Origin of the sequence: Dermacoccus sp. Tok2021, from assembly GCF_019895135.1 — a bacterium.
Lineage (GTDB): Bacteria > Actinomycetota > Actinomycetes > Actinomycetales > Dermatophilaceae > Dermacoccus > Dermacoccus abyssi.
Genome location: NZ_JAGTHU010000007.1, coordinates 93,794 through 104,804, shown reverse-complemented (window position 1 = coordinate 104,804; position 11,011 = coordinate 93,794). Strand labels below are relative to the sequence as shown.

Below are 11,011 nucleotides of genomic sequence, written 5' to 3'. Positions count from 1 at the left end.
GAAGCGCCGTCGCACATGACAATACGAGGATGACGACGACGCGCCCGGCGAGCACTGCCGCTGAGGACCCCCGCAGCGCGCACGTTGCATCGGGTGATGCGGCTGCAACCGTCGACCACCTCCTGCTCGGCCCGCCCGAGCACGGGGTGACGCGCCACGGGGCGGCTCTCGCCGGTGCGCGCCGCACGTCGATGCTCGACGTGGGGACCGGCGCGCGTGACCTCGCGGCGTACCTCGCGGACGATGCCGGGCCCGTGCATGTTCACCTCACCGACGCGCTGCTCGGCGCCGACCACCGGGCGATCGAAGCCGGGGTGCGCGCGATCGAGGGCGCCGCACGGCCCGTGCACGTCACGCTTCACGACATTCCGCAGCCCGCCGAGGGGCAGGCGCGCTACGAACGTCGCGCTGCGCTGTATGCGCGCATCGTCGCGGCCGCCGCGTCTGTTCAGGTGTGCAGCGAGGCCGAGCGCGCGATGCTGGGTGACGTCGTCGCGGCGCCTGCCGGTGACGCTGACAGCGCCGCTCGGGGTTTCGGCGACGCCGATGTCGCTGGCGTCGGTGTCGCCACGTTGCCGGTCGATGCACGACCGAGTGCAACTGCGGCGGGCGACGCGGTGCTCGCCCTGGGGGATGACGCGCCCGTCGGCGTCCTCGGGTTCGTCCATCCGGGCAAGGATCCGCAGTTGGCGCTCGATGTTGCCGCGGCGCTGGGTCGCGACCTCGTCATGCTCGGCGCGGTGGTCGAGGGGCACGAGGACTTCGTCGATGACTTGCGCCGCGCCGCGAACGCGCGCGGAATCGAACTGCGCGTTCTCGGGCACCTGAGCGAGGACGAGATGGACGCCGCGATCGCGACGATCGCCGTGCCGCTCGCGGCCTACCGTCACATCTCCGCGTCGGGTTCGATCGGCCGATGGATCGCCGCCGGTCGCCGGCCGATCACGCTGGCCACGCCGTGGGTCGCCGAACTGTCGACGACGGCACCCGGGTCGGTGGCGGTCGTCGAAGCTTCCACTGGTGCAGGCGAATCGGGCGATCGTGATGGTGTGATCGATGTGCTCGTCGATGCCGCCCGGGCGGCGCTGAGCGACCCGATGGTGACCGTGACGAACCCGTCGCATCCCGGCTTGCTCACGACGCCGGACGCCGCGCGTCGCCAGAGCGAACTGCTCGCCGCGCACCTGACGCCCCTGGGTGGTGTCGGGTGAACGCGAACGCTCGCGCGGGCGAGCAAGGGGCTGACCTGAGCGTGGGTGACGGACGCGACGTCGACGTCGTCGTCACGCATTTCGAGGACCCGCAGCGTCTGCGATGGGTTCTGGATTCCCTGGCGGCGCAGGATGATTCGTCGCTGCGCCTCCACATCGTCGTCGCGGATGACGGTTCGGCCACCCCGCCGAGCGTCCCCGACGGCGTCACGCTCCTGCGACAGGCGAACGAGGGCTTCCGCGCCGCGGCGGTGCGCAATCTCGGCGCGCGCGCCGGGTCGTCACCGGTCGTCCTCTTCCTCGACGGCGACACCGTGCCGACGCCCGGCTACTGTGCCGCGATGGTCGACGCCTTGCGAGAGGCGTCGCGCGAGGCGCCGGGCGCCGGCGCCCTCGTCGTCGGAGCCCGTCGGCATGCCGATCTCAGTGCCGTCGCTGCGCGGGGTGACGATGTCGTGTCCTGGTGTGCGGCAACCGATCCTGAGGCGCCGGCCGACGGTGACGTCCTCGCCGCACCCCAGTGGCTGCGCGACGGCTACGCGCGCACGAACGACCTGCGTGACGCCGGCGACGGCGACTGGCGACTCGTCATCAGCGCCGTCATGGGCATGACGCGCGACGCGTTCGAACGACTCGACGGGTTCGACGAGAGCCTCGTCGGGTACGGCGGCGAAGACTGGGATCTCGCCTATCGCGCCTGGAACACCGGCGTCGCCCTGCGTCATGCGCCGGCCGCGGTGGCCTGGCACGACGGCCCCGACGCGGGGGAGCGAGCCGATCTCGCGCAGCTCAAGGAGGGCGAGCAACTCGCGCTCGCTGCCCGCATTCCACAGCCAAACGTGCGGGGGCGCCACGGTATCTGGCGCGCCCCGCGCGTCGTCGTGTTCTGGCGGCCGGCGCGAACGGTGGCACCGAGCGGCGAGTACGCCGCCCTCGAGTCGTGGCTCGCGCTCGCGGACGTCGGGATCTGGTGCGGTGAACGCCGACCCGACGTGCTCGCCGATGACCCTCGCGTGTGCGCCGGCGAACCGTCCGACGACGTTCTGCAGCGCGCTGAGTTCATCGTCGACGTCATGCAGCCGTGCGTTCTGCGCGATGCCGAGGGTCTGCTCGCAGCGTGCGACGGCGCGCCATGGGTGGGCGGCGGCGTGACGGCGGCGCGCACCCGTCATCGGACGAATGTGGACGAAAATCGCAGAAGTGACAGGGTCGCTGGGCCGGTCGAATCGCCCGCGGATGCGTCACCGATCGTCGAAACCGTGCCCGCAGACGGGCCCCTCGACCTCGAGGCCTGGGGCCGACGGAGGTGGTCATGAGCGAGCGCACCTATCCGTGCGTGACACGTGCGCTCACTCGGAGCCGTGACGGTTCGCCTCGCCCTGCTCTCGCCGGCGCCACCGTCATCGTGCCTGCGCGTGACGAAGAGCAGGCGCTTCCGCACTGCCTCACGGCGCTCGAACGAGCGCTCGTCGAGGTTGCTCATCTCGCGCCGGCGATGACGTTGCGTGCGTGCATCGTCCTCGACACGTGCACCGACGACAGCGAGGCCATCGTGCGTGCCTTCGCGGGCGCGGCGGCGCACCGCGGGCAGTTCAGCGTGGAGCCGCTCGTCGTCACGGCGGGGAGCGTCGGGCGAGCGCGTGCCGCGGGAGTGCGCTGCGCGCTCGAATGGGCGGAACGTGACGGAATCGATGCCGACGCGCTGTGGCTCGCCTCGACCGACGCCGACACGCACGTCCCGCCGCACTGGCTGAGCGCCCACATCGCGACGGCCAACGCCGGCGCCGACGCGTACGTCGGCACCGTCGAACCGGACGCGGCTCTCACCGGCGCGCGGCGCGCAGAGTGGATGGAACGACACCATCTGCGGGAGGGGCATCCTCACGTGCACGGCGCGAATCTCGGTGTGCGCGCTTCTGCGTACCTGCGGGTCGGCGGGTTCGCGCCGCTGTCGCTGCACGAGGACGTAGACCTCGTCGAGCGGCTGCGCGCCGAGGACGAGCGCCTCGTGCGGGCGGCCGATGACGCGCGCGTCGTCACGTCGAGCCGTCTCGACGGGCGAGCTGTCGGCGGGTTCGCGACGTATCTGGCCAACCTGCGAGGAGGAGTCGCATGACGTCGCTGCGCATCGCCGTGCTCGCCACGAACCGCAACCCGTTGAGCGAGCCGTTCGCCGGCGGCCAGGAATCGCTGACGGCGGCGCTCGTCGCCGGGTTCCGTCGGCGCGGCCACCACGTCGTGCTGTTCGCGGCCGAGGGGACGCCGGCCGATGTGGCCGACGAGGTCGTGGCGTACCCGGCGCTGCCGCGGTTCTCGGCGGTTGCCGCGCTCGACCCGCAGCTGCCGGAGAAGCCGTTTCTCGACGACCATCACGCGTTCACGTTCGCGGCCGCCGAACTGGCGCGCCGGGATCGTGCCGGTGAGCTCGACGTCGTCGCCAACCACAGCCTGCACCACCTGCCGATGTCGCTGTCGCGCGCTTACGACGCGCCGGTCGTCACGACGTTGCATACGCCGCCGTTTCCGTGGATGGAGCTCGGCGCTGCCCTCGCCTCGCCGGCGTCGCGGTTCGTCGCGGTGTCGAAAGCCCTCGCGGCGCAATGGTCGACTGTGACGCGGCAGGTCGTGGCGAACGGTGTCGACGAGTCGCGTTTCGTCCCCGGGCCGGGCGCTGACGACGGCCGTCTCGCCTGGGTCGGTCGGATCACGCCGGAGAAGGCGCCGCATCTCGCGATCGATGCGGCGCGGATGGCCGGGCGACGGCTGGCTCTCATCGGGCCGGTCAGCGATGCGGCGTACTTCGAGGCGCAGATCGCGCCGCGGCTCGGGGGTGACGTCGAGCATCTCGGCGCGGTGCGGCCAGATGAGGTCGCGAAGGTCGTCGGGCGGAGCGACGCGTTGTTCGTCACACCGGCATGGGATGAGCCGTTCGGCCTCGTCGCCGTCGAGGGCGCGATGTGCGGGACGCCCGTCATCGCCCTCGCACGAGGTGGGCTCGTCGAGGTGGTGCGACCGGACATGGGTGTCCTCGTCGACGCGTCGACGGATCCGGTCGTGGATTCGTCTGAGCTCCCGGCAGGAGCCATGACGGCGGCGCCCGACGACGTGCTCGTCGCCCGACTGGCCTCTGCCGTCACCGAACTCGACGCTCTCGACCGCGCGGCGGTGCGCGAGTGCGCCGTCCGCCATTTCTCTCTCGATGCCTGCATCGACGGGCATCTCGCGGTGCTGACGGAGGCGGCTGACGCGGCGCGCCGTTCGCAGCCTGCGTCGGGCGCGCGACCCGTCGAACGTTACACACCGCTGGACCCGCTCCCGAGCGACGCCGACGCGCGGCGGCTCGTCATCCGTGAGGACATGAAGCCTTCAGCCGGGGTTCGTCCGGGCGTGAGCGCGCAGAACGGCACGGGCAGTGACGTTGCGGACCGTCCGTTGCTCCCGGGGAGCCTTTCGGGCGACAGCGTCTCAGGCGGCGCCCAACCGGACGCGACAGGGGCGATGTCGTGATGCGCATCGGTTACTACGTGCACCATCACGGGCGGGGGCACGCGACGCGGGCGGGCGTCATCGGCGCCGAACTGACGCGGCGCGGGCACGTCATCACCTATCTCGGCAGCGGCGCACTGCCCGACGGGGATCAGGTCGCGCTCGCGTCGGATGCCGATGAAGCGGATGCACCGTTCGTCGACCCCGATGCGGGTGGGCGTCTGCACTGGGCTCCGCTCGGCGGTGGCTACGCCGAGCGTTCGGCGCAGATCGCGGCGTGGGTGACGCAGGCGCGCCCGGACGTCGTCGTCGTCGACGTCTCCGTCGAGGTGACCGCTCTCGTGCGGCTGCTCGGCGTCCCCGTCGTCGTCGTGGCTCAGCCCGGGCGACGCGACGACGCACCGCATGCGCTGGCGTTCGACCTGGCGGCGGCTGTGCTGGCGCCCTGGCCGGCGCGGCTCGACGTCGCGCCGCACCTCGAACGCCATCGCGACAAGACGGTCGAAGTCGGTGGCCTGTCGCGCTTCGCGGGTCATGCTGCGGGGCCGAACGCTGCGGGCGGTGGTTCGTCGGCATGTCCCTCCCCGAACTCCTCGGAAAGTGTTGCGTCAGGCCCGCGGGCGGCCGGTTCCCGCGATGCCGGCGGCTGCGGCGTCGCGGCGGACGTCTCGCAGAGCACTGCACCGGGCGCCGGATCCGGCGGTGCAGCAATAGACGCTGCGGGAGGCCCTTCGCTGGGCGCACGGCGAGGGGCCTCGTCAGATGCCTTGGCGGGCAGCGATTCTGACGGTGCTGCGGTGAACGTTCCGAAAGGCCTTTCGGCGGGCATGCCGAGAGGGGCCTTCTCGGACGCGACATCGCGGGTCGCGCAAGAGATACCAAGGTTGCGTGGCGTGCTCCTCGTCGGCGGCGAGGGCTGGGACGACGCTGAGCTTCCGGGCGCCGTCGAACGCGCTGTGCCGCAGGTCCATTGGCGGACGCCCGACGCCGACCACCCCGTCGAGGTTCTGCTCGCGACGGCTGACGTCGTCGTCACCCACGCGGGGCAGAACGCTCTTGCGGACGTCGCTGCCTTCGGTGTACCTGCCGTCGTCGTGCCGCAGGAGCGTCCGTTCGACGAGCAGGCCGACATGGCTCGTGCTCTTGACGACGCCGGCATCGCGCGCGGGCTGACTCTGGGTGCGACCGCTGACGAGGTCGCTGCCGGCATCCGTGAAGTCCTCGCCGGGGACGACGAGCGATCGACAGGACGTGCGTGGGCGCGCTGGTGCGTCGACGGCGCTGTTGACCGCGCGGCTGACGTCATCGAGGCCGCAGCGCGCGCAGGCGTCGCTGACCTAGCTGCTGGAACTGACGCCGACGATCTGGGAGGTGCTGTGCGTGGGAGCAGACATGGCATCGACGATGTTGCGCGCGCAGGTGTCGCAGAGCGAGGCGTCCGCGAAGCCGGGGGCGCGGCGCGTGGAGTCGTCGAGGGCGGCTCCGGCTGGCCAGCCGCTACCGGCGCCGAGGCGCCCGCACTCGGACATGGGACGCTGCAGTGATGACCGACATGGGGTCGGGCCGGACGCTGCCCGTCGCCGTCGTCACTCCGGTGCGGGGGCGTCTCGAGCACCTCGTCAATCAGCGACGGTTCCTCGACGAGGTGGCGCCCGACGTACGACACGTCATCGTCGCCGTCGACATGCCTGATCTGGGTGACGACCTGCGCGCGGCGGGCGTCATGGGTGAGAGCGTCAGCATCGTGCCCCTCGACGATCACCCGCTGGGCATGCCGACCGCGCGGGCCCGCAACGTCGGCGCGACGGCGGCACTCGATGATGGCGCGGAACTCATCGTCTTCCTCGATGTCGACTGCGTCCCCCTGCCCGGTTTCGTCGATGCGTCGCGTGACGCGCAGCGTCAGCTCGATGCTCGCGGCGAGCGTGCCGTGCTCAACGGCATCGTCACGTATCTGGGGGAGGACGATCGTCTCGACGGTGAACTTCCGGCGGCTGCGAGACGTTTCGTCGCTCCGCATGCTGCGCGCCCCGCTCCGTCGTCGGGTGCGGTCGAGGTCGACGACGACCATCGTCTCCTGTGGTCGCTCGCGTTTGCGCTCGATGCCGACGCCTGGCGCGCGTGCGGCGGTTTCGACGAGCGGTACGTCGGGTACGGCGCGGAGGACACCGACTTCGGCATGCGGGCCCGTGACGCGGGCCTGCGGATGGCGTGGGTCGGCGGCGCGCACGCGTTGCATCAGTGGCATCCGAGCGCGAACCCGCCGCGCCATCACGTCGTCGACATCGTGCGCAACGCGAACCTCTACCGCGAGCGGTGGGGCACCTGGCCGATGGAGGGCTGGTTGCAGGCGTTCGCCGACGAAGGCCTCGTCGAGTGGACCCCTACGTCGTTGTCCCTGGCGTCGCCGCATTGAGCCTTGCGGTGTGCCCGAATGTGGACAGGATTCAGCCGCGCCCTGGGTCAGCGTGATGACGGCGTCAGCCGCCGGCACGAGCGCGTCGAGTCGGCTGCGCTGCGCCGCCGGGTCCTCGATGTGCGGGTTGCGCAGGTCGTGCACCGTGACGACGACGCCCTTGCCCAGCTCGTGCGCCACGTCGACGACCTCGCGCAGGTACTCAGGGCTGAACGACTCGAACCCGAAGGGGACGTGCAGCACGTCGAACTCGCCGGCATGCTCGCGCAGCCAGGCCGGATCGAGGATGCGCGGCGGCCACCAGCGCGTCGAGCCGTCGTCAGCGATGACGGGCGGGTCGGGCAGGCGGATCACCTCGTCGCACCCGTCGCCTGGTGTCTCGCCGGTCGGGGAGAGATGCGCGACGTAGGGGTGATCGGCCGGAACCGACGCGACACGAAGCATTGCTTCTCCTGGACGCGATCTCATCGGCTACGACACTGAGCACGACACAGTGAACGCGACCGAGGGCGGGCGCCGTCACCCTACCCGCCGGCTCGCCCGTTGACGGATCGTCGTTGCCCGGATTCGCGTCATGTTCGACGCGAATCCGGGCAACGATCGTCCCTCGGCCTGACAAGTGCATCGCGCATGTGCAGTCAGACGGTGCCGCCGACAGGAGCCAGGCCCCGGGGAGGCGGAGCGAGGCAGACCCGTCTTCGTCGGCTCGGGCATGTCAGACGTGCTCCGGTGGACACGCGGCGGCGTGGGCCGTCACAGTGGGTGGGTGAGTGAACCCGAGCGCACCCCGGACGGTCGCTACATCGTGGTGAACGGTCGACGCTGGCGCGCGTCCGACCCCGGCATCCCGCCGAAGCTGCGGCAAGAACTCGTCGACGAACTGATGGCCGCCCGTCGCCTCGTGCGCACGGACGCCGAGCACGCCCGACCGCGCGTGCAGGAGGCCAAGATCGCTCTCGGCGAGCGGGGCTACGAATGGTGGACTACTCCGTCCGACGACGAACGCGACGTCCGCATCGAAGCGACGATCCGCGCGCTGCTGCGTCATCGCGCCGGCAAGAGCATCTGCCCCAGCGACGTCGCGCGCGTGGTCGGCAACGGCGCGCACACTGACGTCCATGGCGACGGTATTTCGAAGGCGAGTGGCCACGGGACGGCGACCCGAGTCGGAGGCGAGTCGACCACCACCGGGGGTGGCGATGCGACGAACGGCGATGACGGGTGGCGCGACCTCATGCCCGCCGTCCGCGCCGTGGCGCATCGAATGCGAGCGGCCGGCGAGGTGCTCGTCACCCAGGAGGGCAAGGCCGTCGACGAGACAGCTCGCGGGCCCGTCAGGATCATCTTTGCCGACGGTGGCGCTGACGATGACATTCGTGCTGACGCTGGGGAGCGCCCCTCGTCGTGATGTTCCCCGACATCGCGTCGCTGCCGACGCGATGTCGGCGAAAATCGCTGACGCTCAGTCTGACGACGGGGCGTATCGCTCGAGATCCGCCGCGACCGTCCCTCGACGCCGCGCTGAGTGCCAGCCTGGCACCACAGGTTGACTTCCACCGTAGATCGCAGCGGGGGGACACCCCCCGTCAAGGGCGTCGGGCTGCCGATCTCACTACACGACGTGCGGCAGGACGAACAGCATGAGCATCGACCACGTCAGGTGCGTGACGATCGGCCCCGCGAGCGAGCCCGACTGCTGACGCAGCACGGCGACGACGAAGCCGAGCATCGCCGCGGCGAGTGCGAGCAGCGGAATGCCGGTCAGGGCCGTGACGGCCGTGTAGGCGACCGTCGTCCACAGCACGCGCTTCCTCGGCGACAGCACGCGCCAGAGCCCGCCTCGGTAGAACGCCTCCTCGGCGATGCCGTTGACGGCCGTCGTCAGTGCGACGATCGGCAGGCTGCCCTTGCGGGCATGGTCGAGCAGGTGCGAGACGGGGTCGCGCAGCGCCGGGATGAAGCGCACGAGAAACGCGCCGACGACGAACAACAGCGCCAGCGCGATGCCGATGCCGAACGCCTCGAGCAGTTCGCGTCCGTCAGCGCGCCAGCGCAGCCTGGTCGCGCCGACCCGGCCGGCCGCGAAGATCCCCGCTCCGTAGATGACGGAGACGAGGAACGTCGCCGGGTAGAACAGGGCCTGCCCCGGCTCGAGATTGAGCGACCACGAGAGGGCGACGGCGGCCGCGACGCCCGTCGCGCCGATGATGACCCGCGTCGCCCCGAGACGATGCTCCGGCACGGGATCGGCCCCGGCGTCACGTAGTTCGACGTCGCGTGCCCCTGCGAGCGCGGCGCCGAAGACGTGGCGAGGTGAGCGGTGCGATGTCGCCATCAGCGTCCCGGGTTGCGACGGGCCATGACGGCGCTGAGGACGGTGGCGAACCCCGTCCACGCCGCGTACGGCGCGAGCACGACGCCCTTCTCCGGCGACGCCCTGTGCGCGCGGCGCACGAGGTCGGCCGAACTGGCGGCGAGCACCGCAGCCTCCAGCACCGCCGGACGCAGCTTCTTCGCGGCGAAGAACGTGCCGTTCCAGCCGACGTTGAGGGCCAGGTTCGCGGCGAGCGCCGCGATGTACGCGCGCTGTTCCTTGGTGCGGCCCGTCTCGGCGAGGTCGGCGATCGTCAGGCTCGAGATGAGCGCGAGATCGGTGTAGAGCGCGCTCCACACAATCGGGAACGCGGCGGGCGGCGGCTGGATCGCCGGCTTGCGCAGCGTGCGGTACCACGCCGACTTCGGGTCGGTCAGCAGCGAGCCGGCGACGGCGGTCGCGGCGACGGCGGCTGACGTCAGCCCGAGCGTGCGTACCCAGCGCGAAGTGTCGAGGTCCTTCACGGCCGCGCGCACGGCATCCTCGAACGACGTGTGACCGCCCGGAGGTGCGCCGACGAGGTCGTCGAGGTCGCGTTCGTGGACGACGGTGTCGTGCTGCAGGCTGCCGATGAGCGGCGCCGCCAGGCTGCTGGAGACGGGCGTCACGAGGCCGATCCAGTGCCCGGCGAGTCCGGCCGTCGTCACCGGCGCCGTGCCCACGATGCGCGGCAGCCAGCGCTTCGTCGCCTTCGCGTAGCGCTTCATCATGTCGCCGTACGGCATCGGTTCGGGGCCGCCGATGTCGAAGGTGCGGCTGACGTCGGCGGGCAGGTCGGCGGCACCGACGAGATAGTGCACGGCGTCGGCGACGGCGATCGGCTGGATGCGGTTCTTGATCCACTTCGGCGCGATCGCGCCGGGCAGCCGCTCGCTGAGGTTGCGCAGCATGATGAATGACGACGACTCGTCGCCGATGACGACGCCCGCCTGCAGCGCCGCCGTCGGAATGCCGGAGTCGATGAGCACGTGGCCCACCTCGACGCGCGAGCGCAGGTGGTCGGACAACTGCTCGACGTCCTCGTCGTCCGGGTGCAGGCCACCGAGGTAGACGATGCGCGAGACGCCGGCGTCGCGGGCGGCGTCGGCGAACGTCGAGGCCATCTCCTTCTCCTCGGAGACGAAGTCGTCGGACGTGCTCATCGAGTGCAGCAGGTACCAGGCGACGTCGACGTCCTCCATGGCGCGCGCGACGTCGGAGGCCTCGGACGCGTCACCCTCGACGACCTCGACGTGCTCGCCCCACGGCAGCGCACGCACCTTCTTCTCGCTGCGGCTGAGCACGCGCACGCGCCATCCCCGCTCGACGAGTTCAGCGGCCACCTGGCCGCCGACGTATCCGGTGGCCCCGGTGACGAGGGCGAGGCGAGAGGTCATGGAGTCCATCCGTTTAATCGAGGAATGCGCGTGGATCACGTTGGAATTTCAGGATAGTCGTACCTGACGTCGGCGTCAGCGGCGCCGGTCACAGCGGGGTCGCTCAGCGCGGGCGTCAGCTGCGCCGCTCATGCGGGCGCACCTGAGC

Annotated in this window: 10 protein-coding genes; 8 read left to right on the top strand and 2 right to left on the bottom strand. The window is 71.2% G+C overall.

Annotation, left to right across the window (positions count from 1 at the left end; translation table 11 throughout):
• Positions 1-29: 29 nt before the first annotated feature.
• From K9D12_RS06090 to K9D12_RS06055, 8 genes are all read left to right on the top strand, one after another.
• Positions 30-1,211 carry a hypothetical protein gene (locus K9D12_RS06090; RefSeq protein WP_187036203.1) on the top strand — a complete coding sequence of 394 codons (1,182 nt, stop codon included), beginning with the start codon at positions 30-32 and terminating at the stop codon, positions 1,209-1,211.
• A gap of 41 nt (positions 1,212-1,252) precedes the next feature.
• On the top strand, positions 1,253-2,527 hold the full coding sequence (locus K9D12_RS06085; protein WP_223059713.1) for a glycosyltransferase: 1,275 nt from the start codon (positions 1,253-1,255) through the stop codon (positions 2,525-2,527).
• Positions 2,524-3,327 carry a glycosyltransferase family 2 protein gene (locus tag K9D12_RS06080; protein ID WP_047311137.1) on the top strand — a complete coding sequence of 268 codons (804 nt, stop codon included), beginning with the start codon at positions 2,524-2,526 and terminating at the stop codon, positions 3,325-3,327. The genes K9D12_RS06085 and K9D12_RS06080 overlap by 4 nt, the downstream gene beginning before the upstream one ends.
• A complete protein-coding gene (locus tag K9D12_RS06075; RefSeq protein ID WP_223059712.1) occupies positions 3,324-4,718 on the top strand; it encodes a glycosyltransferase in 1,395 nt (464 codons plus the stop codon). Before K9D12_RS06080 ends, K9D12_RS06075 begins: the two co-directional genes overlap by 4 nt.
• The gene (locus K9D12_RS14830) at positions 4,718-6,241 is read left to right on the top strand and encodes a glycosyltransferase (protein ID WP_225910995.1); all 1,524 of its coding nucleotides are present in this window, start codon (positions 4,718-4,720) and stop codon (positions 6,239-6,241) included. Before K9D12_RS06075 ends, K9D12_RS14830 begins: the two co-directional genes overlap by 1 nt.
• Positions 6,241-7,113 carry a glycosyltransferase family 2 protein gene (locus K9D12_RS06065; RefSeq protein WP_223059711.1) on the top strand — a complete coding sequence of 291 codons (873 nt, stop codon included), beginning with the start codon at positions 6,241-6,243 and terminating at the stop codon, positions 7,111-7,113. The genes K9D12_RS14830 and K9D12_RS06065 overlap by 1 nt, the downstream gene beginning before the upstream one ends.
• Before the next feature lie 18 nt (positions 7,114-7,131).
• The gene (locus K9D12_RS06060) at positions 7,132-7,596 is read left to right on the top strand and encodes a hypothetical protein (RefSeq protein WP_223059710.1); all 465 of its coding nucleotides are present in this window, start codon (positions 7,132-7,134) and stop codon (positions 7,594-7,596) included.
• Between the two features lie 283 nt (positions 7,597-7,879).
• Positions 7,880-8,521, top strand: coding sequence for a DUF3253 domain-containing protein (locus K9D12_RS06055; RefSeq protein ID WP_370633462.1), 642 nt, complete (start codon positions 7,880-7,882; stop codon positions 8,519-8,521).
• Between the two features lie 204 nt (positions 8,522-8,725).
• Here K9D12_RS06055 and K9D12_RS06050 read toward each other — a convergent pair whose 3' ends face one another.
• Entirely contained in the window at positions 8,726-9,448 is a 723-nt protein-coding gene (locus tag K9D12_RS06050) for a CPBP family intramembrane glutamic endopeptidase (protein ID WP_047310595.1), read from the bottom strand.
• A complete protein-coding gene (locus K9D12_RS06045; RefSeq protein ID WP_225910978.1) occupies positions 9,448-10,863 on the bottom strand; it encodes a tryptophan-rich sensory protein in 1,416 nt (471 codons plus the stop codon). The genes K9D12_RS06050 and K9D12_RS06045 overlap by 1 nt, the downstream gene beginning before the upstream one ends.
• Positions 10,864-11,011: the final 148 nt, after the last annotated feature.